Source organism: Streptomyces sp. NRRL F-5123, from assembly GCF_000721495.1.
Lineage (GTDB): Bacteria > Actinomycetota > Actinomycetes > Streptomycetales > Streptomycetaceae > Actinacidiphila.
On record NZ_JOHY01000028.1, the window covers coordinates 39,086 to 61,616 of the forward strand.

A 22,531-nucleotide genomic window follows, 5' to 3' on the forward strand; every position below is an offset into this window, starting at 1 on the left:
CGGGGCCGCGGCGGTCAGCGCGCCGAGCGCGCCCCGCCCTCGGTGCCCTCGGCCAGCAGCGACTCGGCCTCCTCCACCGTCTCGGCCATCGCCTTCTTCGCGGGCACGGCCCGGAAGACCCAGGTGCGGTAGGACCAGAAGCGGAAGAGCGTGGCCAGGCCCACACCGAGGAACTTGAAGATGTTGCTCTGCAGCGTGCTGTCCCAGTGGAAGCCGTACGTCGCCACGTACAGGATGCCGTTCTCGATCACCAGGCCCACGCAGCTGAAGGCGAGGAAGAGCGCCATCTCGCGGGCGCGGCCCTCGCGGTCGCGGTCGCGGTAGGTGAAGTAGCGGAACCCCACGTAGTTGAAGACGATCGACACCAGGGTCGCGAGGACGCTCGCGCGCACGGTCTGCAGGCCGGTGAGATGCCGCAGCAGGTTGTACACGCCGAAGTTCACGAGCAGGCCGGCCCCGCCCACCGCGCCGAACTTCACGATCTCGCGGTACATCAGCGCCAGCTGGGCGCGCAGGGCGTTGATTCCGGTCATGGTGATCGCTCGGCCCTGTCTGTGGGGGTCGTGGTGACGGGTGTGTGTCCTCATGCTAACGGGCGACCTCGGGCCACCGGGGGGCCGTCCGGCGTGCGGGCGCCCGTCGCACGGCAGATACCCTGGTAGAGCCCACCCCGGGGGATCCGCCCCCGCGCACCACGGCAGGACGCATCGTGACATTCCCCGTAGTCGGCATGGTCGGCGGCGGCCAGCTCGCCCGTATGACGCACGAGGCGGGAATCCCGCTCGGCATCAGGTTCCGGATCCTCAGTGACACCCCGCAGGACTCGGCGGCGCAGGTCGTCTCCGACGTCACGGTCGGTGATTACCGCGACCTCGACACCCTGCGCGCGTTCGCCCGCGGCTGCGACGTGATCACCTTCGACCACGAGCACGTCCCCGGCGAGCACCTGCGGGTGCTGGAGGCGGAGGGCGTCGTCGTCCGGCCCGGCCCGGACGCGCTGCTGCACGCGCACGACAAGGGCGTGATGCGCACCCGGCTCGCCGAGATCGGCGTCCCCTGCCCGCGCAACCGCATCGTCGCCGCCCCCGCGGACGTCACCCGCTTCGCCGCGGAGGGCAGCGGCTACCCGGTGGTGCTGAAGACCGTGGTCGGCGGCTACGACGGCAAGGGCGTGTGGTTCGTGCGCTCCGAGGCCGACGCGGCGGACGCCTTCAAGGCGGGCGTCGCGGTGCTCGCCGAGGAGCGCGTCGACTTCGTGCGCGAGCTGGCCGCGAACGTCGTGCGCTCCCCGCACGGGCAGGCCGTGGCCTATCCGGTGGTGGAGTCGGTGCAGGTGGACGGCGTGTGCGACACCGTGGTCGCGCCCGCGCCCGACCTGCCGGAGGAGCTGTCGGCGCAGGCGCAGCAGCTCGCGCTGACGGTTGCGCGCGAGCTGGGCGTCGTCGGCCACCTCGCGGTCGAGCTGTTCGAGACCCGCGGCCCGGACGGGAAGCCCGCGATCCTCGTCAACGAGCTCGCGATGCGCCCGCACAACAGCGGCCACTGGACCATCGACGGCGCCGCCACCTCGCAGTTCGCCAACCACCTGCGCGCGGTGCTCGACCTGCCGCTGGGCGACCCGCGCCCGCGCGCCCGCTGGACGGTCATGGCCAACGTCCTGGGCGGCGACTACCCCGACATGTACGCGGGCTACCTGCACTGCATGGCCCGCGACCCGGGCCTGAAGATCCACATGTACGGCAAGGACGTGAAGCCCGGCCGCAAGGTGGGCCACGTCACCGCTTACGGCACCGACCTGCGCGCGGTGCGCGAGCGCGCGCGGCACGCGGCCGACTACCTGCGAGGGACGATCGATGAGTGAAGCGCCCGCCACGCCCGGCCGGAGCACCGCGGGGCCCGCGGTCGGCATCGTCATGGGCTCGGACTCCGACTGGCCGGTCATGGAGGCCGCCGCCGGGGCGCTCGAGGAGTTCGGCGTCCCCTTCGAGGTCGACGTCGTCTCGGCGCACCGCATGCCGCGCGAGATGATCGCGTACGGCGAGCAGGCCGCCGGGCGCGGGCTCAAGGCGATCATCGCGGGCGCGGGCGGTGCCGCCCACCTGCCGGGCATGCTCGCGTCCGTCACCCCGCTGCCGGTCATCGGCGTGCCGGTGCCGCTGAAGTACCTGGACGGCATGGACTCGCTGATGTCGATCGTGCAGATGCCGGCCGGTGTGCCCGTCGCGACCGTCTCGGTGGCCGGCGCCCGCAACGCCGGACTGCTCGCCGTCCGCATCCTGGCCGCGCACGACGCGGAGCTGCAGGACCGGATGCGCGACTTCCAGCAGTCCCTCAACGACCAGGCCACCGAGAAGGGCCGCCGGCTGCGCGGCAAGGTACAGGGCACGGGCGGCTTCGGCTTCGGGCAGTAGCAGCGGGGGGCGCGGACGGGAGCAGGAGCAGGCGGCCGGCGGCCGGGGCCTTCCCGGGTCGTACGGCACCGCCCCGCATAAGGTGCCGGTATGGACTACCTCGCCCGCGCCCGTGACCTGCTCGCCGCCCACCCCGTCGTCGACGGGCACAACGACCTGCCGTGGGCACTGCGCGAGCACGTCGCCTACGACCTGGACCGGCTGGACGTCTCGGCCGACCAGAGCGGCCTGCTGCACACCGACCTGCCGCGGCTGCGGGCCGGCGGCGTGGGCGGGCAGTTCTGGTCGGTGTACGTGTCGGTCGAGCTGGCCGGGGCGGACGCCGTCACCGCGACGCTGGAGCAGATCGACGTCGTCCGGCGGCTGACCGAGCGCTACCCCGAGGACCTGGCCCTCGCGCTGACCGCCGACGACATGGAGAAGGCCCGCGCGCAGGGTCGTGTCGCGTCGCTGATGGGCGCCGAGGGCGGGCACAGTATCGACAACTCGCTGGGCGTCCTGCGGGCCTTCCACGCGCTCGGGGTGCGCTACATGACGCTCACCCACAACACCAACACCGCGTGGGCGGACTCGGCGACCGACGAGCCCGCCGCGGGGGGCCTGACCGCCTTCGGCGAGGAGGTCGTCCGGGAGATGAACCGGCTGGGCATGCTGGTGGACCTCAGCCATGTCTCCGCCGACACCATGCACGCCGCGCTGCGCGTGGCCGAGGCGCCGGTGATCTTCTCGCACTCCTCGGCCCGTGCGGTGTGCGACCACGTCCGCAACATCCCCGACGACGTCCTCGCGGCCCTGCCCGGCAACGGCGGCGTGGCCATGGCCACGTTCGTGCCGAAGTTCGTGCTGCCCGCGGCCATCGAGTGGACGCTCGCGGCCGACGCCAACATGCGCGACCACGGCCTGCACCACCTGGACACCACCCCCGCGGGAATGGCCGTGCAGCACGCCTTCGAGGCCGCGCACCCGCGGCCCATGGCGACCGCGGCGACCGTCGCCGACCATCTGGACCACATGCGCGAGGTCGCCGGCGTCGACCACATCGGTCTCGGCGGCGACTACGACGGCACCGCCTTCACCCCGCAGGACATGGCCGACGTCAGCGGCTACCCGCGGCTCGTCGCCGAGCTGCTGCGGCGCGGCTGGTCCGAGGCCGACCTCGCCAAGCTGACCTGGGGCAACGCGGTGCGGGTGCTGCGCGACGCGGAATCCGCCGCGACCTCGATCCAGGCCCGCCGCGGCCCCTCCGCGGCGACCCCGGCCCAGCTCGACGGCTGACCGCCGGCGGCGGAGGGGGTACGGGGCAACGGCCCGCGCCCCCTCGCGCGCCGCTCAGCCGGCCGCGCAGAGGCAGAACGGGTGCCCGGCGGGGTCGGCGTAGACGCGCCAGTTGCGGGAGCCGCCGAGGTCGTCCTGCAGCAGGGTGGCGCCGAGTGCGAGGACCTTGCGCTCGGCCTCGTCCATCTCGGCACGCGGCACCCGCACGTCCAGGTGGAACTGCTGCGGGCGCTCCGGGTCGGGCCAGGCCGGCGGCCGGAAGTCCGTCGCGCGCTGGAAGGACAGGTCCGCGCCGTCCGCGTTCTTTAGGTCGACCCACGTCTCGTCCTCGGCCTCCACCTCGCCGCCGAGCACCTCGGCGTAGAAGGCGGCGAGCGCGGCGGGGTCGGGACAGTCCAGGACGACGGAGATCAGCCGGCCGATCATGGCGGGTCCTTTCATCAGGTGTCGCCGCCCGGGCCCGGGCGGCGCCGACCCGAACCATCATGACGGCACCCACCGGCACCCACCGACAGCCTGCGAAGGCCGTGCGGCACTACGCGTTCGGGCGGCCCATCGCGCGGTACGTCCAGCCGGCCTTGCGCCACAGCGCGGCGTCCAGGGTGTTGCGGCCGTCCAGCACGACGAGGCCGCGCGCCAGCTCGGCGAGCGCGGCCGGGTCCAGCTCGCGGAATTCCCGCCACTCGGTCAGGTGCAGCACCACGTCGGCGCCGCGGACCGCGTCCTGCGCGCTGGGGGCGTAGCCGAGGGTGGGGAAGTGCAGACGGGCGTTCTCCATGCCCTTGGGGTCGTAGACCGTGACCTGGCCGCCCTGGAGGTGGATCTGGCCGGCGACGTTGAGCGCGGGCGAATCCCGCACGTCGTCGGAGTCCGGCTTGAAGGTGGCGCCGAGCACCGCGACCCGGCGGCCCAGGAAGCCGCCGCCCAGCGCCTCGCGGGCCATGTCCACCATCTGGGTGCGGCGCCGCATGTTGGTCGAGTCGACCTCGCGCAGGAAGGTCAGCGCCTGGTCGGCGCCCAGCTCGCCGGCCCGGGCCATGAAGGCGCGGATGTCCTTGGGCAGGCAGCCGCCGCCGAAGCCGATGCCGGCCCGCAGGAACTTGGCGCCGATCCGGTCGTCGTAGCCGATCGCCTCGGCGAGCACGGCCACGTCGCCCCCGGCCGCCTCGCTGACCTCGGCCATCGCGTTGATGAAGGAGATCTTGGTGGCGAGGAAGGCGTTGGCCGCGGTCTTGACCAGTTCCGCGGTGGGATAGTCCGCGACGACGAACGGCGTGCCTTCTGCCACGGGCGTCGCGTAAACCTCCCGCAGCAGATTCTCCGCGCGCTCGCTGCGCACCCCGACCACGATCCGGTCCGGGTGCAGGGTGTCCTGCACCGCGAAGCCCTCACGGAGGAATTCCGGGTTCCAGGCGAGCTCGACGTCCTCGCCGGCCGGCGCGAGGGCGGTCAGCGTCTCCGCGAGCCGTTCCGCGCTGCCCACCGGCACCGTGGACTTGCCCACCACCAGCGCGGGCCGCCGCAGCAGCGGCGCCAGCTGCCCGAAGGCGCTCTCCACGTAGCTCATGTCGCACGCGTACTCGCCCTGCTTCTGCGGGGTGTTGACGCACACGAAGTGCACGTCGCCGAAGTCGGCGACCTCCTCCCACGACATGGTGAAGCGCAGCCGCCCGCTGGACCCCTCGATACCGGCCACGTGCCGGGCCAGCATGTCCTCCAGGCCGGGCTCGAACATCGGTACCCGGCCCTGCGCGAGCAGCTCGATCTTGCGCGGGTCGATGTCGAGCGCGAGTACGTCGAAACCGAGTTCGGCCATGGCCGCGGCATGCGTGGCACCGAGATATCCGGTGCCGATCACGGTCAGCTTGAGAGGCATGGGCCGAGCATAGTCGGCACCGCCCCGGCCGAAAGAGGGGTGTGACCGGCCCTCCTTCCTGCTTCCTCACTCCAGCGCCCCGAGTGGCGCGAGCCAGGAACGGGTAAGTGGCGCGGTGGTGGCCTTGTGCTGTCGTGAAGGTCACGTACGCCGGGCTGCGGGCCCGGCCCTAGGATCGTAGGACCAATCAGGTTACTTAACGGTAATTAGCACTCGGGGAGTGAGACTCTGTGGCCGGATCCTCCGACTTCGACCTTTTCCGGACCTCCGAAGAGCACGACATGCTGCGGGACGCCGTGCGCTCGCTGGCCGAGGCGAAGATCGCGCCCTTCGCCGCGGAGGTGGACGAGCAGGGCCGCTTCCCGCAGGAGGCCAGGGACGCGCTGGAGGCCAACGACCTGCACGCCGTCCATGTGCCCGAGGAGTACGACGGGGCCGGCGCCGACGCGCTGTCGACCGTCATCGTGATCGAGGAGGTGGCGCGGGTCTGCGCGTCCTCCTCACTCATCCCGGCGGTCAACAAGCTCGGCTCGCTGCCCGTGCAGCTGTCCGGCTCCGAGGAGCTGAAGGCGCGCTACCTCGGCGCGCTCGCCCGCAAGGAGGGCATGTTCTCCTACGCCCTGTCGGAGCCCGAGGCGGGCTCGGACGCGGCGGGCATGAAGACCCGCGCGGTGCGCGACGGCGACAGTTACGTCCTCAACGGCGTCAAGCGCTGGATCACCAACGCCGGGGTCTCCGACTTCTACACGGTCATGGCCGTGACCGACCCCGACAAGCGCTCCAAGGGTATCTCCGCCTTCGTGGTGGAGAAGGGCGACGAGGGCGTCTCCTTCGGTGCCCCGGAGAAGAAGCTCGGCATCAAGGGCTCGCCGACCCGCGAGGTCTACCTCGACAACGTCCGCATCCCAGCCGACCGCATGATCGGCGCCGAGGGCACCGGGTTCGCGACCGCGATGCGCACCCTGGACCACACCCGCATCACCATCGCCGCCCAGGCCCTCGGCATCGCCCAGGGCGCCCTCGACTACGCCAAGGGCTACGTGGCCGAGCGCAAGCAGTTCGGCAAGGCGATCGCCGAATTCCAGGGCATCCAGTTCATGCTCGCCGACATGGCCATGAAGCTCGAGGCCGCCCGCCAGCTCACCTACTCCGCCGCGGCCCGCTCCGAGCGTGCCTCGGCAGGCAGCAAGGACGAGGACCTCACCTTCTTCGGCGCCGCCGCCAAGTGCTACGCCTCCGACGTGGCCATGTCGATCACCACCGACGCGGTCCAGCTCCTCGGCGGATACGGCTACACACGCGACTACCCGGTCGAGCGCATGATGCGCGACGCCAAGATCACCCAGATCTACGAGGGCACCAACCAGGTCCAGCGGATCGTCATGGCGCGGAACCTGCCCGCGTAGCAACTCTGTAACAGCCGTTGCGTGAGAGGCGTGAAGAGCACCCTGCCCGGGTGCTCTTTGTGCGTCTGGGGTCGAGTTGTGGTCGGTTTGCGATCAATTGACAAGGCTGTGCGAGGACTTGTAGAGCTGTGGAAGCCATCAGCCGGACGGGGGGCCGTCGTAGCAGCTGACCGGCCTCACACCGCGCTTGTGATCCGATCCCGTGAAGGGAAGACGTGTCCATAAACCGCCGCACCGCCATAGCGGTGCGATCCATCGGCGTCGCCTCCGCCGCAGCCGCTCTGGCGCTCGGCGTTGCAGGCAGCGCGTTCGCGTGCAACATCGGCGAGTTCAGCGCCAAGGCCAGCTGTGACAAGGGGACCGGCAAGGCCTCCTTCGACATCACCGACCTCGACCACTCGCAGCCTGCGACGGTCACCGTCCTGGACAACGGCACCGTGGTCGCCACGACGACGTTCGAGGCCAGGCACACCGAGAACACCGTCAACGTCCCGTTCGACTGGAAGGCGGGTACGACCTACACGGTGCACGTGAAGGCCGGCACCGCTCCCAAGTACGTCCTCGACCAGGACGTCCAGGGCGGCGTGACGGCACCGGCCGAGGCCTGCACCGCGCCCGAGCAGGGCGGCGGCAACCCGTCGCCCTCGACCAGCGCCGCGCCCACGCCGACCGACAGTGCCTCGGCCGCGCCGACCGCGACCACCACCGCGCCGGCCGCCGCGGTCGACGACACCAACGCGCCGAAGCCGGCCGCGGGCGGCCAGTCCAACCTGGCCGAGACCGGTGGCGGCAGCAACACCGGCATGATCGCCGGCGTCGCCGCCGCGCTCGTCGTGGCCGGCGGTGGCACCGTCTTCTTCATGCGCCGCCGCAAGCCCGCCGCGCACAACTGACGCCACCCGGCAGCACACGCCGCAGCCCCGGACCCTCCGTCGCAGGACGGGGTCCGGGGCTGTCGCGTACGGTCGCCGGGCCGCTCGCGGGCGCGGCGCGGTGCTACTTGGTGACGGTCACCTTGTCGTCGTTCTGCAGCTCGCCGAAGAGGGCCTTGGCCTTCGTCATGTCCCACTTCACGGCGTCGCCGTCGCTCGCGGTCTGGAAGTTCGCGTTGGATATCGGCACGGTCAGGGACTGGCCGTCGCCGCCGCTGACGCCCTTCATCGCGAAGAACATCGACGCGAGGTTCCGCAGGCTCATGTCCTTGTCGACGATGAGGGTGTCCAGGCCGGAGCCGATCACCGGGTAGAGCTTGAACGGGTTGAGGATCGTCCACGGCGAGGCCGCCTGGTGGGCGATCGCCGACAGGAACTGCTGCTGGTGCCGCATCCGGCCGAGGTCCTGGTCGGCCTCCTGGTGCCGCTCGCGGACGAAGGTCAGCGCCTGCTTGCCGTTCATCCTGACGTCGCCGGCCTCCGGGAAGTCGGCGCCCGACGCCTTGTCGACCAGCGGCTTGTCCAGGTGGATCGTCACCCCGCCGAGCGCGTCGACCAGGTTGACGAAGCCCGCGAAGCCGATCTCGGCGTAGTGGTCGATGTGGATGCCGGTGTTGTACTCGACGGTCCGGGTCAGCAGCTCGGGGCCGCCGTCGGCGTAGGCCTTGTTGAGCTTGTGCTGCGAGGCGGGGTAGCGCTTGTGGGTGCGCTGGCCGGTGAAGGCGGGGATGGTCACGTAGGAGTCGCGCGGCAGGCTGAGCATCGTGGTGCCGTTGCTGCCGGTGTGCAGGATCATCATCGAGTCGGTGCGCCGGCCCTCGGCGGCGCCGGTGTGCAGGTCCTTCTCGTCCGCCTTGGTCAGCCCCTCCCGGCTGTCCGAGCCGACGATCAGGTAATTGGTGCCCTTGCCCGCGGCCGGCCGGTCCTCGACCTTGCTCAGGTCGACCTCGCGCCGCACCTTGCCGTCGGCCCAGAAGTAGGTGGACACCGACACCACGATCAGCACCACGACCAGGCCGAGTGCGGTGTAGCCGACCCGGCGCCTGGTTATCCAGCCCAGCCGGCCGCGCGGCCCGCTCCCCGAGCCGCCGTCACCGGTGGACGGCGGGCCGTAGCCGCCGCCGTCCGGCGGTCCTGACGGCCGCGGGATCGCGCCCGGCGGCAGCCGGTCGCCGCGCTGCGGGGTGCGGGTCGGCTGCGGCGGGACCCCGCCCGCGGCGGCGGCCCGGCGCGGCGACAGTTCGGGCGGCAGCGGCGGCTCGCTGCGCCGGCGCTGCTCGGTCTCATCGCTCCAACCGTTCATCCCACTCATGTCGGCCAGTGTGCCCGGGAGCGGCGTGGGACCCTGAATCCAGGGCGGTTCTGTAGCAGACCCGATGCATTCGGCCACGAGCCGCAGCCGTTTCGTGACGGACATACAGTGGTGGCATGATCCACGTATCCGAGGGCTCCGGAACCCCCGAGCCGCCCGCCCCGCCGCAGGTCGCGCGGGGTGCCGGGGGGACCGCAGGCATACCGCCGCTCCCGGTCCTGCCCGGCAAGCCGACGTCCGCCGCCCGCATCACCCTGTCGCACATCATGAGCGCGCACGACACCAACCTGCTGGGCACCGTGCACGGCGGGGTCGTGATGAAGCTCGTCGACGACGCGGCGGGCGCGGTCGCCGGGCGGCATTCCGAGGGTCCCGCGGTCACCGGCGCGATGGACGAGATGGCCTTCCTCGAACCCGTCAGGGTCGGTGACCTGCTCCAGGTGAAGGCCCAGGTCAACTGGTCCGGCAGGACCTCCATGGAGGTCGGCGTCCGGGTCGTCGCCGAGCGCTGGAACGAGGCGGGGCGGCCCGCCAAGCAGGTCGCGAGCGCGTATCTGGTCTTCGTGGCGGTGGACGCCGAGGGCCGCCCGCGCCTCGTACCGCCCGTGCTGCCCGAGACGGCGGACGACCGGCGCCGCTGCCAGGAGGCCGAGATCCGGCGCACCCACCGGCTGGCCCGCCGCGAGGCCATCCTGGAGCTGCGCCGCGAGCGTGCCGCCGCGGACGCGCTGGACGACTGAGCCGGGCGTCCGAGCCGGGCTCCTGGCGTACCCGCGCCGGCGACCGACCCGGGCGGCCGACCGGGGCTCCCGGCGTACCGCCGAGGCCGCGGGCCTCGCCCTCAGCCCGTCACGCGCACCCCACCCGGTCGCCGGTGAGCGCGCCGTCCTGCGGGCGCGTCCCCGGGTCCGGCGGGGGGGCGGTGACCGGCCGCACCCGGGCCAGCGCGAAGTCCGGCCCCAGCGTCACCCTCAGCACCTGGCCCAGCTTCGGCACGGGCACCAGCTGCGTGCCGGGCAGCGCCACGGCGAGCGCCTTCGCCGAGTCGCCCCACCGCGGGTCGAAGCGGACGACCGTGTGCGCCACGTGGCTGTGCGCCGTCGTCGGCGTGCCGGTGGTGGCGAAGCCGGTGGCGTGCAGAGCCCGCTGCGTGTCCCCGGCAAGGCCCGGCACATCGGTGCCGTTCTCCACCGCGACCCGTACCGTCGCCGGGTCCACCGCGACGGGTGTCCCGGCGGGCGTGGCGGGATGCGCCGGGCGGGGCGCGGTGAGCGGCCGGTCCGCCCGGATGTCGGCCCAGAGCTTTCCGGCCCTCGCGGCGTCCCAGCGCACCGTGGAGCCCAGGCCGGGGACCTCGACGCTGCTGCTGCTCAGCGGAACGGTGGCGAATTCCGACGAGCGCGGCGAGAAGCCCTTCATCGCGCGGGCCAGCCCGACCATGTCACCGGTGTCCAGGCCCTGGTCGGCGCGTACCGAGCCGAGCACCGTGGAGACGACCTTGCTCAGCCGCAGCGGGTCGGTGAGCACGCCTTCGCTGGTGATCTTGCCCACCACCTGGGCGACGAAACGCTGCTGGCGCTGCATCCGCCCGAGGTCGGCGGCCGGGTCGGTGTGCCGGGAGCGCACGTACTGGAGCGCCTGCCCGCCGTTGAGGACGGTGGTGCCCGCCGGCAGGTTCAGGCCCGAGTAGGCGTCCTTGAGCGGCTTGGAGGTGCACACCGGGACGCCGCCGAGCACGTCCACGGTCTTCATGAAGCTCGTGAAGTCCACTTCCAGGTAGTGGTCGACGTGCACGCCGGTGAGCTGCTCCACGGTCTGCACGGTGAGCTTGGGGCCGCCCTGCGCGTAGGCCTGGTTGAGCTTGGCGGGGTGCGTCGCGGCGGGGGCGGCGGGCGGCCGCGGGTCGCCGGCGTCTCCGGACCGCGCCGCCCGGGCCGGGTCGCGCGGCGGGCCGGTGCCGGAGGCGGTGGCGGGGGAGGGGAGCAGGACGTAGGTGTCGCGCGGGATGCTCACCACGCCGGCCCGCGAGCGGTCCTGCGACAGGTGCACGAGCATGATCGTGTCGGTGCAGTGGCAGGGCGCTCCGCCCAGGTGATAGGCCTGCTTCTGGCCCGGCGCGAGGCCGTCCCGCCCGTCGGTGCCGACCAGCAGGAAGTTCGTGCCCTTGCTGCCGTTCGGCCGGCCCTGCATGCCGCCGAACGCGTCCACCCGGCCGATCGCACCGCTCACCGAGGCGGCGACCGTGTGGCCCACCCCGCTCACGGTGATGACCAGCACCGCGAGCCCGCCCACGATCCGGGTGCTGAGCCGGATCGGCGGCCGCCGGCCGGGGCGCCCGCGCCGCGCGGGCCTTCCGCCCCGCGCCGTGGGCCTCCGGGGCGCTCCGGGCGCCGCCCCCCGCCCGTCCCCCCGTCCTGGCTGCGGCCGTAGGACGGTGGCGGGGTGTCGGCTGGTCGGCGGCACGGGAATCCCTCCCCAGCGATACGGGCGGCAGGACCCGTTCAGGCTAGGGATAAATAGGACAGTAAGCCTTGCCCCCACGCGCTGGGGTCCCCCGTTGGCGGTAACGTTTGCCGCCATGAACGCCGTGAACACGTCCCCCGACCCCGCGCTCCCGGCAGTGTCCGTGATCATGCCGGTCCTCAACGAGGAGCGGCATCTGCGGAACTCCGTGCGGCACATCCTGGAGCAGGACTACCCGGGGGAGCTGGAGGTCGTCATCGCGCTGGGCCCGTCGACCGACCGGACCGACGCCATCGCCGCCGAGCTGGTCGCCGAGGACCTGCGGGTCCACACGGTGCCCAACCCGACCGGGCGCACCCCCGCCGCGCTGAACGCCGCGATCAAGGCCTCCCGTCACCCGGTCGTGGTGCGCGTCGACGGGCACGGCATGCTCTCGCCCGACTACATCGCCACCGCCGTCCGGCTGCTCGACGAGACGGGCGCGGCCAACGTCGGCGGCATCATGCACGCCGAGGGCGAGAACGCCTGGGAGGAGGCCGTCGCCGCGGCCATGACCGCGAAGATCGGCGTCGGCAACGCAGCCTTCCACACCGGCGGCGCAGCCGCCCCCGCGGACACCGTCTACCTCGGCGTCTTCCGGCGCGAGGTGCTGGAGCAGCAGGACGGCTACAACGTGGAGTTCGTCCGCGCCCAGGACTGGGAGCTGAACTACCGCATCCGGGAGGCCGGCCACCTCATCTGGTTCTCGCCCGAGCTGCGCGTCTCCTACCGGCCGCGGCCCAGCGTGCGCGCCCTGGCCAAGCAGTACAAGGACTACGGGCGGTGGCGCCGGGTGGTCGCCCGCTACCACCGCGGCTCGGTCAACCTGCGCTACCTGGCCGCGCCCGCCGCGCTGCTGGCCAACGCCGCGGGGATCGTCGTCGGCGCCGCACTCACCCCGTGGGCGCTCGTGGTGCCCGCCGGCTACCTCGCCGCGATCACCGTCGGCTCGCTGCCGGCCGGGAAGGGCCTGTCCGCGGCTGCCCGGCTGCGCATCCCGCTCGCGCTGGCCACCATGCACATGTGCTGGGGCTACGGCTTCCTGACCAGCCCGCGCTCGCTGGCCCGCCGGGTCATCGCGAGCCGCCGCCCCGCCGTCCGGGCCGCCGCGCAGGAGTCCGCGCCCGCGGACGCGTGACACCGTACGCGCATGTGCGGGGGGCCCGCCGGAAGCTTCCGGCGGGCCCCCCGCACATGCGCGTACGGCCGGCTCAGCCGGCCCAGCGGTAGATCGGCTGGATCGGCATGCACTTGCTGTCGTCGGCACCGTTCACCGCGTCGGCGTTGTCGGGCACGCCGCCCGCCTTCGGCAGCGTCGCGCTGTAGTCCGTGCCCTTGGTCCAGTCCGCGCCCACCGTGACGGTGACCGTCTGCGCGGTGGGGGAGGGCTTGACGTTGCTGACCGGGATCTTCAGCGCCTTGGCGACCGACGTGGCGTCCGCCTTGCCCTGGTCGCCGTCGGCCGCCGGGTAGACGACCGAGGTGCCGGGGCTCGGGACCGCGTGCTTGCTCGGCGCGGCCTGGGTGAAGCCCGCCGTCTTGAGCGCCGTCGCGATGTCGGTCGCGCGGTGGTCGACCGCCTGCTTGCCCTCGGTGCCCGCCGTGCCGTTGACCACCGAGACCGGGACGGCCGCCGGCGCCGCCGCGGGAGGCCCGGACTCGGTCGTCGGCTTCGGGCTCGCGCTCGCGGTGCCGGGCGTCTTGGCCTTGCCGTTGGCGTCCATGGCGACGTCGTTGCGCACCAGCGTCCACACCGTGCTCGCGTTCTCGGCCGGGAGGTAGTGCGCCTCCGGGGCCTCGGGGTCGGCGATGTGCGGCATGGTCAGCATCGTCATCCGGTCCGGCGGAATGCTCTTGAGTTCCATGCCGAGGTCGTAGAGCTTCTTCGGGGTGCCGATCTCGTCGGAGACCTGGAAGGCGTCCATCGCCGTGCTGGCGATCTTGTTGAGCCGGCCCGGGTTGGTGAAGAGGCTCTGGCCGCGCAGCGTGCGGATGAGCGAGCTCATGTACATGTGCTGGGCCTCGGCGCGGCCGGCGTCGGAGCCGAAGGCGTCACGCGTGCGCAGCCACTGCAGGGCCTGCTTGCCCTGGATGACGTGCTTGCCCTTGGTGAGCTTCAGGCCCGAGCCGCCGTGCTTGATGTACTTGGTGGGGCGGTCCCAGACACTGTGCTGGACGCACACCTCGACGCCGCCGACCACGTCCGCCATCTTCACCACGCCGCCGAAGTCGATCGTCAGCCAGTGGTCGATGTAGATGTTCGTCAGGTTCTGCACGGTCGCGAGCGTGCAGCCCGGGCCGCCGCGGCCCAGCGACGCGTTGATGATCGTGTTGACCGGCGGGTACTTCTTGTGGGTCTTGGAGTCCTCGCACTCGGGGATGTTCACCCGGGTGTCGCGCGGGATGCTCACGACCGACATGTTGCTGCGGTCCGCCGACAGGTGCGCGATCATGATCACGTCCGCGCGGGCGCCCGAGCTGTCGGCGGCGCCGCCGAGCTTCTTGTCCTCGTCGCTGAGCCGGCTGTCGGAGCCGAGGATCAGGATGTTCATCGCGGAGGTGCCGTTGGCGTTGGCCTTGGGCTTCTTCACGGTCGTCTTGCCGCTGATCCGCTCACCCTTGCGGATCTTGGAGGACAGGTACTCGTAGTAGCCGTACGCCGCGCCCGCGGTGCCGAGCACCACGACCGCGAGGCCGATCGCCGTCCAGCGCAGCACCTTGCGCTTGCGGCTGCGCTGCTTGCGCCGCGGGCCGCCCCTGCGGTGGCCGCTGCCGCGGTGGCCGGGCCCCGCGGGGGATTCCTCCGGGATGCCGCCGGGGCCGTCGCCGCCGTGGCCCCCGTAGCCGTCGTCGTCCCCGCCGGGGCCGCGGTAGCCGTCGTCGTAGCCGTCACGCCCGTCGCGGCTGCCGGGTATGCCGCCGGGTATACGGCCGGGGCCGGGGCCCTGGCCGGGTATGCGGCCGGGCGCCTGGCCGGGGGCGTGACCCTGACCGGGGCCGTACGGGCCGCGCGGGCCCGGCACCTGCCCTTGCTGCCGGCCGGGCGCGGGCTGCTGCGGCGGGTACGGCTGCGGGCCGTCCCGGTACAGTCCCTCGTCCCAGCCGAGGTCACCGGGGTTCGGCACGGCCCCCTGGCCGCCACCACCCATTCCCCCGTCTCGCATGAGTGAACCCTCCCCCTATCCCTGTCCGGTCGGAACTCGGTCGTCCTCCTCTCAGACGGCGACCGGGCGTACGGAGTTGCATCCGCGGGCCCTGAGTTAACACGACATGGATCACGGAAGGGTTTCGCGGGGGTGCCGTGGGGTACGTCACCCGTCCCGCAGAGGGGCTGCACCGGCCGAGCGCAGCTATTTCACGCAGGCCGCGTCGTCCGCCTGCGTCCTGTCCATGGCTGCGTCGTCGTCCGGGTCGTCGGCGTCCGGATCGGGGACGGGCACGCCGGCCCTGGTGAAGTCCGCGCCCAGGGTGAGCGACATGTCCGTGCCCGCGGACGTCCCCGGCGAGGGCCGCAGCGCCGAGCCGGGCAGCCCGAGCAGCGCCGCGAGCGTACGGGCCTGGTCGGCCTGCTCGGGGGAGTAGACGAGCGTGGTGCGGGCGGCGGGGGCGGGGGCGTTGCCGCCGTTCGCGGGGCCGCCGACGCCCTGGGTGCCGCGCAGCCAGTCAACCGTGCCGCGGGCGGCGCCGAGGATGCCGCTGCCGTTGTAGACCCGCACCCGGACGTCGGACGCCGGGGCCTTGGGGCCCACGAGCTTCGGGTCGGTCCGGTGCCTCTTCTTCTTGTGGCCGCTCAGCGAGACGTCGTCCTTGACGAGGGTGAGCAGCCGCTGCGCGCGCGGGCGGTCGACGACGACGGTGGCGTGCACGCGCTCGTTGGGGTTGTCGACGACCGGCAGCGTGACGAATGTGATGTGCTTGGCGTCCAGCCCGGACAGCCCCCTGGCCAGGCTGGTCAGCCGGGAGACGCTGCCGATCGCCCTGTCCACGGTGAGCGCCTTGGTCGCGGCGTCCGCGAGGGTGAAGAGCTTGCGCGGGTCGGTCAGGCTGCCGCCGGACTTGATCTTGCGGATCATGGCCGCCAGGAAGCGCTGCTGCAGCTTGATGCGGTCCAGGTCGCTCTGGTTGCGCAGCGCGTGCCGCGTCCGGACGAACTGGAGCGCCTGCTCGCCCTCGATACGGTGCCTGCCCGCTGTCAGGTCCAGATGCGACTTGGGGTCCACCAGCGGCCGGGCCAGGCACACGTCCACCCCGCCGACCGCGGTCGACAGCGTTTTGACCGCCTCGAAGTCCACCATCATGAAGTGGTCGACGGCGATGCCGGTGAGCTGCCGTACGGCCCGCATCGTGCAGCCCGGGTCCCGGCCGGCGACGCCCAGGCTCTCGTTGAACTTCGGCGTGGTCAGCCCCGCGGGGACGCCGGGGATCGTCCGGACCGTGCCGTCCGGCTGCCGCGTCGGGCAGTCGGGGATGGACGTGACGATGTCGCGCGGGATGCTCATGGCCGTCGCGTTGCTGCGGTCCGCCGAGACGTGGAAGAGGATCGTGGTGTCCGCGTGCCCGGTGTCGTCCGGGTCGCCGTACCTGCCGCCGAGGCCCTGGCGGCTGTCGGTGCCGATGACCAGCAGGTTGAGCGGGCCGTCACCGAGTACGTCCTTGCTGCCCGCGTCCCCGACGTCGACGGTGGTCAGATTGGCGTTGAAGTGCTCGTAGACCAGGTAGCCGCCGACGCCGACGATCACCAGGACCAGCCCCATCGAGGCGGCGACCCACAGGAGGGCCTTCCTGCGCCGCGACAGCCGCCCGGACCGGGCCCGGCCGGCCGCGCCCCTGCCCCGCCGCGGTCCGCCGCGCCGGGGCGGTGCCGCCGCCGGGCCGCGGTCGCGCGGGCCCGGCAGCCGGTCCGGTGGCGCCGCGGGCCGCGCGGGGACGCCCGCGGCCCGGCCGGTCTGCCGCGGCAGGCCTCGGGCCCGCGGCCTGCCCGGCACAGGGGCGGCGGGGCGCCGCCGGTAGGGGCCCGCTGACGGGTCGGCCCGCCAGTGGTCCGCCGGATCGATCTCACCCAGGTCTTGCGTGTCCACGGTCGCTCGGGCCCTCCATCCGGTAACCGCCAAGTCGCTTACAGTAGCCGCCTGTGGTGACGCGAACAGGGTGTACGGGAAGATCCGTTACCCGAAGAAACGGGCAAATGCCCGCAATGTAGCCGCAATTGGTAGGGCTTTTCGGGAGCTTTTCATCAGACTTTACCCGGATGTCCGAACTCGCGTCCGAGGCCTACCTCTTGCGGTGCCCGCCAGGACGCGGCCGCCCGGCGACCGGCGCGTTCAGCAGCGCGCGGAGGTCCCCGGGGTCGTGGTCACGCCCTTGGGCGCCGAGGTCGGTGGGCCGACCGGGACGCCGGGCGCGCTGTAGTCGGCGCCGAGCGTGAGCGTCATGTTGGCCTTCGGCGCCGCGTCCTTCGTCCCCTCGACGAGGGCCGAGGCCGGCAGACCCATCATCGCGGCGAGCGACCGCGCCTGGTCCGCCTGGTTGGGGGCGTACTGCAGCGTCGTCCTCGCCGCCTTGGAGTGCGCGTCACCGCCGTTGGTGGAGCGGTCCACGCCCTGGGTGGTCTGCAGCCAGGCCAGCACGTCCTGGGACGCGCCGAAGACGCCCGTGCCGTTGTAGATGATCACCCGGGTCTCGTGCGGCACCGCCTTCGGCCCCACCAGCTTCGGGTCCGGCGCCGCCGGCTTCGGCGCCGCCGTCAGCGAGACGTCGTTGGCCAGCAGCGCGTAGACCTGCGGTGCCCTGTCCGGGTCCGGCGTGCCGTTCACGACCGGCAGCGTGAGGAACGTGGTGTTCTTCGGGTCGATCGCGCCGAGCGCCGCGGCCACGTTGCTGAGCGTCTCCGGGGTGCCGATCGGGGTGTCCGCGGTGAGGGCGCCGGGCTTGCGGTTCGCGAGCGCGGTCAGCGTGCGCGGCACCGTGACCGTTCGGTCGACGCAGGTGTCGCCGGCGGCCACACCCTTCACGCCCTTGGCCGCCGTGTAGTCGACCATCACGACGTGGTCGACCGCGAGCTTGGTGAGCTGCCGTACGGTCAGCAGCGCGCAGCCCGCGTCCCGCCCGCCGCCGAGGGCCGCCGAGAACGGCTGGCCCTTGGCGCCGCCGACCGTGCCCGTGCCGCCGGAGCCGGAGCAGTCCGGGATGTCCGTGCGCAGGGTGGACGGGATCGCCAGCGCCGTCGCGCTGCCGCGGTCCGCCGCGAGGTGCACGAGCACGGCGGAGTCCGCGGAGCCCGCCGCGGGGTGCGCGCTCAGCAGCAGGACGTTCATCGCACCGGTGTGCGTCGGGGCCTTGCTGCCGGCCGAGCCGACGTCGACGGTGTGCATGGCGCCGCCGCCCCCGCCGCCGAGCGTGGCGACGCCGACGATGCCGCCGACCAGCAGCACGGCGCCCGCCGCGGCCGCGCCCCACACCATGGGCCGGCCCTTGAGCGGCAGTCCGGCGGGCCTGCGCCGCTGCGCCTCCCGTGCCGCCCGCCTGCCGCCGGGTGCCGGTGCGGGTGTGGGCGCGGTCCGCTCCGGTGCGGGGGGCTGCGTGCCGGTGTCGTACGCGTCGGGGGCGTCCGGGGCGCCGGGGGCCTGGTAATCCCCGTACGCCGGTGGGGCGTCGGGGGTGTCGTAGCCGCTGTAGCCGTCGTACGCCGCGGGCCCGTCGGGTACCTCGTACGGGGTGTAGCCGGGCGGCTCGGGGGAACGGTAGGCGTCCTGCGCGGGGGGCTCGGCCATGCCGCCGTACCCCGCGGCCACCGGCTGCCCGCCGTAGCCGTAGCCGTAGCCGTCGTGGCCGCCGCCCCCGTAGGTGTCGCCGCCGGGCGCGAACCCCTGCTGCTCCGGCGGCTGGTACGGCTGCTGCGGTACGTCGAGCCGTAGCTGGTACGTCCCCGTCTCCGGGTCCAGCACCCACTGGTCAGCCGGGTCGACGTACCCGGACTCCTCGGTGCTCACGGTCGTCGGGTCCTCCCTCCACGGCCGGCTGAGCGCTCACCTTAGTTCATCGCCTCACTTCGTGGTTTTGCCGCAGATGTCGGCGGCCGCGGTCGTACCGCGGTAGGTGGGCGCGGTGGTGGCGGTGCCGGTGGGAGTGGCAGAGGGCGAGCCGGGCGTGGTCGGGGAGTCCTTCGCGGAGCCGCTTTCCGCGTGGCCGTCCGCGGTCACCGTCACCGGGAGGTCGTCGCGCAGCGTCGCGAACAGCTCGTTGGCGGCGGGCTGCTGGAGCTGGTCGCGGTTGCGGTCGAGGACGTACTGCTCCCTCGGCAGCGTCAGGAATTTCAGCTTGTCGGCCGGTATCCCCTGCACCTCGCGCGCCAGGTCGTACAGCTCGGGGAGCGAGTCCAGCCCCGGGTCCGCGGTCAGCGAGGAGGTCGCCGCGTTCAGCACGGGGTAGACCTTCGTGGGGTTCAGCAGCACGCCGTTGCTCGTCACCTTCGAGAACAGCGAGCCCAGGAAGCCCTGCTGGCGGTCCATGCGCTCGGTGTCGCTGCCGTCGCCCAGGCCGTGCCGGGCGCGTACGTAGCCGAGCGCCTGCTCGCCGTTGAGGGTCTGCCGCCCGGCGGGCAGGTCCAGATGCGCCTGCTTGTCGTGCACCGGCTCGGGCAGGCACACGTCGACGCCGTGGATGGCGTTCACGATCTTCTTGAAGCCCGAGAAGTCCACGATCAGGTGGTGGTCGATGCGGATGCCCGTCATGTCCTCGACCGTGCGGATGGTGCAGGCGGCGCCGCCGAACTGGTAGGCCCAGTTGAACTGCTCGAACTTCGGCTCGGTCTCCCCGCCCTTCGGCTTCGTGCACGCCGGGACCTGCGCCATCAGGTCGCGCGGGATGCTCATCGCGGTGGCGCTGTGCCGGTCCGCCGCGATGTGCAGCAGGATGACCGTGTCGGAGCGCTGCGTGCCGCTGTCCTCGCCGTACTTGCCGTTGCCGTCACCGCGGTTGTCCGAACCGATGAGCAGGATGTTCTCGGCGGACGTCGGCCCCTGGGAGGGGCGCTCCGACGCGTGCGCCTGGAGCTCGTTCTCGGTGACGTGGTCGGTGGTGATGTTGCCGTTGAGCTGCTGGTACAGATACCACAGGCCTGCGGCGCCGAGCAGGACGAAGAAGGCGGTGACCGCGCCGACGACCTTGAGCCAGCGGTAACGCCCCCGGGGCTTCGCGGCGCGTTCGGCGCCCGCGGGTATCTCCTCGGGACCGCCCGCGCTCGCCAGGACCTCGGCGTGCGCCGGTGCTTCGGCGTGCGCCGGGCTCTCCGGCTTCGCGGGCGGGGCTTCGGCCGGGGCTTCGGGGGTGTCCGCGGGGGCTGCCTCAGTGGGTCGGGCTTCCGCTTTCGCCTCCGCCGCGTCCTCCGCGTCTCCCTCCGGAGGCTCTGCTGACGATGTCACGTCCCCGCCCATCCCTCGCACAACCGGCATGCCGGGCCCGCATCCACGCGCGCTACTCGTTCAGACGGTCGAATCCGGGAATTGGTTGCACTCACAACTGCTCGGGGGCGGGCGGTGCGGTGTGCTGCGCGACCCTGCCGTCGGCGGGGGCTGCTCGCGTCCCCGCGGCGCCGGCCGCACACCGGATGCAGCCTCGCGCCCCTGGTGTACCCGGCGGGGGATCGGGTCCTTGCCCGGTGGGTGGGTCGGGTGCCACTCCGGGAGTACCTCCTCGGAATGCGCGTTCACCGTCACCCGAAATGGCCAAGGGGCTGGGAAGCGCATCCCTGCGGGGGCACCCCCGGAGTGGCCCCCTCCCGACGTCTCGTCGTCGGCTGCCTGCCGGTGGGGTGATGTTGGAGAGGCTGCGGTTCGCCCCCCGACGGCGAGACACCCCACAGGTGGCCGTCAGCCGACGTCCTTGTCGTACGGGCGGTGGGTGCGGGCAGCCCCGCGGCGGGAAGCCGACCGCCCATCGTCAGGGGCGCCCTCGTCAGAGCGTGAGGGTCGTACGTTCGCTCGCCTCGCGGGCGGCGAGGGCGTCCGGGGTGAGCGCGGCGGCGTGGCGGCAGAGGACGGCGGAGCCGCCCGCGGCGAGGGGCGCGAGGAGGCCCGCGGCGAGGCCCTCCCAGGAGGTGAAGGGCAGGCGGGAGAGGACCCGGGCCCCGGGCGCGAGCCCGTACGCGAGGGAGCGCTCCACCACCTCACCGGCGGTGAGCGTGCCCTCGCCGGGCAGTTCGAGGGCCTCCGCATCCGCGCCCACCGGCGCGTACGGCACGAAGCGGTCCCCCTGCCCCGGCACCTCCGCCGCGTAGTCGAGGAAGCCGGCCGGCGGCTGCGGGAAGCGGCCTCCGAGCGGGCGCAGCGCGAGGGCCACCCGCTCGCCGCCGCAGGCCCGCGCCTGGTCGAGCGTGTCGGGTCCGGTGACGACCAGGTCCGCGCCCGCGGGGTCCGCGCCCGGCGCGACGACGACCCCGGTGGAGAAGCCCGCGAGCACCCACGCCGCCGTCTGCCAGTGCGCGGGCAGCAGCAGCGCGAGCCGGTCGCCGGGCTGCGCGCCCAGATCGTCCTGGATCAGGTTCGCGGTCTTGGCCACCCAGTTCGCGAACGTCGCGACCGACAGCTCGACGCGCTCGCCGGTCGCGTCGTCGTAGAAGGTGAGGAAGGGCCGCGCGGGGTCCGTACGGAGTGCGGCGGTGAGCAGGCCGGCGGGGGTGTCCGGAGTGGGTGACGTCACGCCGGCCAGGCTACCGGCCGTACGCCGCGCCCCGGCCGGTTACCCTCGGCGGGTGCCCTCGCCCTTCCCCCGCCCGCGTCCCGGCGGCGCCGTGCCCGCGTCCCGGCAGGAAACGGGGCTGCGCCGCACATGGGCGCCGGAGGGCCCGCTCGACGTCCGCCGCACGCTCATGCCGCTGCGCCGCGGCCCGGCCGACCCGGCGTTCCGTATCGACCGCGACGGCACGGTGTGGCGGGCCAGCCGTACGCCCGCGGGCCCCGGCACCCTGCGGCTGCGCGGCAGCGCCGCCCTGCTGGAGGCGGAGGCGTGGGGGCCCGGCGCGGCCTGGCTGCTGGACGCGCTGCCCGCGCTGCTCGGCGGACTCGACGACCCCTCGGCGTTCACCCCGCGGCACCGCGTCGTGCACGCCGCCCACCGCCGGAACCCTGGTCTGCGGCTGACCAGGACCGGGCTCGTCCTGGAGTCGCTCATCCCCTCCGTCCTGGAGCAGAAGGTCACGACGGACGAGGCCTACCGCGCCTGGCGCCTGCTGCTCCACCGGCACGGCGAACCCGCTCCGGGGCCCGCGGGCGACCGCATGCGGGTCATGCCGGACGCGCGCGGCTGGGCGCGGGTGCCGTCCTGGGACTGGCACTGCGCCGGGGTCGACGACAAGCGGGCCTCCACCGTCATGCGCGCCGTACGCCTCGGCGCCCGCCTCGACGCGCTCGCCGCGCTGCCCGCGCAGGAGGCGGGCACCCGCCTGCAGACGGTGCCCGGCATCGGGCCCTGGACGGCGGCGGAGACCTTGCAGCGCAGCCACGGCGCGGCGGACGCGGTGACCGTCGGCGACCTGCACCTGCCGCATCACATCGGGTACGCCCTCACCGGAGCGCGGCGGTCGGACGACGCGACGATGCTCTCGCTTCTCGAGCCGTACGCGGGCCAGCGGCACCGTGCCGCCCGCCTCATCCTCCTGGCCTCCCCGTCCCCGCCCCGCCACGCCCCGCGCCTGTCCCCGAACCCGCCGACCCGCCACTCCTGATGCCTGCCGGCCCCGCTCCTTCTGCCACGCCGGGCGAGTGGCACAAAGGTGCGGCTGCGCCGCTGGGCGAGCGTTTTCAGGGGCGCGTGGGAGGTAC

18 protein-coding genes are annotated in these 22,531 nt (G+C 73.2%); 8 read left to right on the forward strand and 10 right to left on the reverse strand.

Annotation, left to right across the window (positions count from 1 at the left end; genetic code table 11):
* Positions 1–14: 14 nt before the first annotated feature.
* A complete protein-coding gene (locus IH54_RS0122105) occupies positions 15–533 on the reverse strand; it encodes a GtrA family protein (RefSeq protein WP_043181851.1) in 519 nt (172 codons plus the stop codon).
* Between the two features lie 197 nt (positions 534–730).
* Here IH54_RS0122105 and IH54_RS0122110 point away from each other — a divergent pair, with 197 nt between their 5' ends.
* From IH54_RS0122110 to IH54_RS0122120, 3 genes are all read left to right on the forward strand, one after another.
* Complete coding sequence (locus IH54_RS0122110; RefSeq protein ID WP_031519475.1) at positions 731–1,861, forward strand: 5-(carboxyamino)imidazole ribonucleotide synthase; 1,131 nt, start codon at positions 731–733, stop codon at positions 1,859–1,861.
* Complete coding sequence (gene purE, locus IH54_RS0122115; RefSeq protein ID WP_031519477.1) at positions 1,854–2,411, forward strand: 5-(carboxyamino)imidazole ribonucleotide mutase; 558 nt, start codon at positions 1,854–1,856, stop codon at positions 2,409–2,411. The genes IH54_RS0122110 and purE overlap by 8 nt, the downstream gene beginning before the upstream one ends.
* A 90-nt stretch (positions 2,412–2,501) precedes the next feature.
* Complete coding sequence (locus IH54_RS0122120; protein ID WP_031519479.1) at positions 2,502–3,686, forward strand: dipeptidase; 1,185 nt, start codon at positions 2,502–2,504, stop codon at positions 3,684–3,686.
* 54 nt (positions 3,687–3,740) lie between these two features.
* Here IH54_RS0122120 and IH54_RS0122125 read toward each other — a convergent pair whose 3' ends face one another.
* Together IH54_RS0122125 and IH54_RS0122130 are read right to left on the reverse strand one after the other, a co-directional pair.
* Entirely contained in the window at positions 3,741–4,112 is a 372-nt protein-coding gene (locus tag IH54_RS0122125; RefSeq protein ID WP_031519481.1) for a VOC family protein, read from the reverse strand.
* A gap of 109 nt (positions 4,113–4,221) precedes the next feature.
* Positions 4,222–5,562, reverse strand: a complete 1,341-nt coding sequence (locus IH54_RS0122130; RefSeq protein ID WP_031519484.1) for a UDP-glucose dehydrogenase family protein — start codon at positions 5,560–5,562, stop codon at positions 4,222–4,224.
* A 230-nt stretch (positions 5,563–5,792) separates the two neighbouring features.
* Between IH54_RS0122130 and IH54_RS0122135 the strand changes: the two genes are divergently transcribed.
* Both IH54_RS0122135 and IH54_RS0122140 read left to right on the forward strand, forming a co-directional pair.
* Positions 5,793–6,968 carry an acyl-CoA dehydrogenase family protein gene (locus IH54_RS0122135; protein WP_031519486.1) on the forward strand — a complete coding sequence of 392 codons (1,176 nt, stop codon included), beginning with the start codon at positions 5,793–5,795 and terminating at the stop codon, positions 6,966–6,968.
* Between the two features lie 215 nt (positions 6,969–7,183).
* A complete protein-coding gene (locus IH54_RS0122140; RefSeq protein WP_031519488.1) occupies positions 7,184–7,861 on the forward strand; it encodes an LAETG motif-containing sortase-dependent surface protein in 678 nt (225 codons plus the stop codon).
* 103 nt (positions 7,862–7,964) lie between these two features.
* Here IH54_RS0122140 and IH54_RS0122145 read toward each other — a convergent pair whose 3' ends face one another.
* Complete coding sequence (locus tag IH54_RS0122145; protein WP_420711793.1) at positions 7,965–9,212, reverse strand: LCP family protein; 1,248 nt, start codon at positions 9,210–9,212, stop codon at positions 7,965–7,967.
* Between the two features lie 266 nt (positions 9,213–9,478).
* Here IH54_RS0122145 and IH54_RS0122150 point away from each other — a divergent pair, with 266 nt between their 5' ends.
* Positions 9,479–9,952: an acyl-CoA thioesterase gene (locus IH54_RS0122150; RefSeq protein WP_052397741.1), complete on the forward strand. Its 474-nt coding sequence runs from the start codon at positions 9,479–9,481 to the stop codon at positions 9,950–9,952.
* 109 nt (positions 9,953–10,061) lie between these two features.
* Here the strand turns inward: IH54_RS0122150 and IH54_RS0122155 are convergent, their stop codons facing one another.
* Entirely contained in the window at positions 10,062–11,504 is a 1,443-nt protein-coding gene (locus tag IH54_RS0122155) for an LCP family protein (RefSeq protein ID WP_234343699.1), read from the reverse strand.
* A gap of 286 nt (positions 11,505–11,790) precedes the next feature.
* Here IH54_RS0122155 and IH54_RS0122160 point away from each other — a divergent pair, with 286 nt between their 5' ends.
* Positions 11,791–12,852 carry a glycosyltransferase family 2 protein gene (locus tag IH54_RS0122160; RefSeq protein ID WP_052397737.1) on the forward strand — a complete coding sequence of 354 codons (1,062 nt, stop codon included), beginning with the start codon at positions 11,791–11,793 and terminating at the stop codon, positions 12,850–12,852.
* A 73-nt stretch (positions 12,853–12,925) separates the two neighbouring features.
* Here IH54_RS0122160 and IH54_RS0122165 read toward each other — a convergent pair whose 3' ends face one another.
* The 5 genes from IH54_RS0122165 to IH54_RS0122185 all read right to left on the reverse strand — a co-directional run bounded on the left by IH54_RS0122165 (position 12,926) and on the right by IH54_RS0122185 (position 21,410).
* Positions 12,926–14,878 (reverse strand): LCP family protein, encoded by a 1,953-nt coding sequence (locus tag IH54_RS0122165; RefSeq protein WP_234343701.1) that lies wholly within the window; start codon positions 14,876–14,878, stop codon positions 12,926–12,928.
* Positions 14,879–15,064: 186 nt separating this feature from the next.
* Entirely contained in the window at positions 15,065–16,792 is a 1,728-nt protein-coding gene (locus tag IH54_RS0122170) for an LCP family protein (protein WP_031519502.1), read from the reverse strand.
* 243 nt (positions 16,793–17,035) lie between these two features.
* A complete protein-coding gene (locus IH54_RS0122175; RefSeq protein ID WP_031519505.1) occupies positions 17,036–18,703 on the reverse strand; it encodes an LCP family protein in 1,668 nt (555 codons plus the stop codon).
* 54 nt (positions 18,704–18,757) lie between these two features.
* A complete protein-coding gene (locus IH54_RS0122180) occupies positions 18,758–20,134 on the reverse strand; it encodes an LCP family protein (RefSeq protein WP_031519507.1) in 1,377 nt (458 codons plus the stop codon).
* Positions 20,135–20,666: 532 nt separating this feature from the next.
* Positions 20,667–21,410, reverse strand: coding sequence for a TIGR03089 family protein (locus IH54_RS0122185; protein WP_031519546.1), 744 nt, complete (start codon positions 21,408–21,410; stop codon positions 20,667–20,669).
* Between the two features lie 52 nt (positions 21,411–21,462).
* On the opposite strand from IH54_RS0122185, the gene IH54_RS0122190 reads away from it, so the two are divergent.
* Positions 21,463–22,434: a DNA-3-methyladenine glycosylase family protein gene (locus IH54_RS0122190; protein WP_063762348.1), complete on the forward strand. Its 972-nt coding sequence runs from the start codon at positions 21,463–21,465 to the stop codon at positions 22,432–22,434.
* The last annotated feature ends 97 nt before the right edge of the window (positions 22,435–22,531 follow it).

What these genes read in the sequence shown, in the direction of transcription:
- IH54_RS0122105 (WP_043181851.1), bottom strand. Translation starts at nt 533, where the DNA reads ATGACCGGAATCAACGCCCTGCGCGCCCAGCTGGCGCTGATGTACCGC.
- IH54_RS0122110 (WP_031519475.1), top strand. Translation starts at nt 731, where the DNA reads ATGGTCGGCGGCGGCCAGCTCGCCCGTATGACGCACGAGGCGGGAATC.
- purE (WP_031519477.1), top strand. Translation starts at nt 1,854, where the DNA reads ATGAGTGAAGCGCCCGCCACGCCCGGCCGGAGCACCGCGGGGCCCGCG.
- IH54_RS0122120 (WP_031519479.1), top strand. Translation starts at nt 2,502, where the DNA reads ATGGACTACCTCGCCCGCGCCCGTGACCTGCTCGCCGCCCACCCCGTC.
- IH54_RS0122125 (WP_031519481.1), bottom strand. Translation starts at nt 4,112, where the DNA reads ATGATCGGCCGGCTGATCTCCGTCGTCCTGGACTGTCCCGACCCCGCC.
- IH54_RS0122130 (WP_031519484.1), bottom strand. Translation starts at nt 5,562, where the DNA reads ATGCCTCTCAAGCTGACCGTGATCGGCACCGGATATCTCGGTGCCACG.
- IH54_RS0122145 (WP_420711793.1), bottom strand. Translation starts at nt 9,212, where the DNA reads ATGAGTGGGATGAACGGTTGGAGCGATGAGACCGAGCAGCGCCGGCGC.
- IH54_RS0122150 (WP_052397741.1), top strand. Translation starts at nt 9,479, where the DNA reads ATGAGCGCGCACGACACCAACCTGCTGGGCACCGTGCACGGCGGGGTC.
- IH54_RS0122160 (WP_052397737.1), top strand. Translation starts at nt 11,791, where the DNA reads ATGAACGCCGTGAACACGTCCCCCGACCCCGCGCTCCCGGCAGTGTCC.
- IH54_RS0122165 (WP_234343701.1), bottom strand. Translation starts at nt 14,878, where the DNA reads ATGCGAGACGGGGGAATGGGTGGTGGCGGCCAGGGGGCCGTGCCGAAC.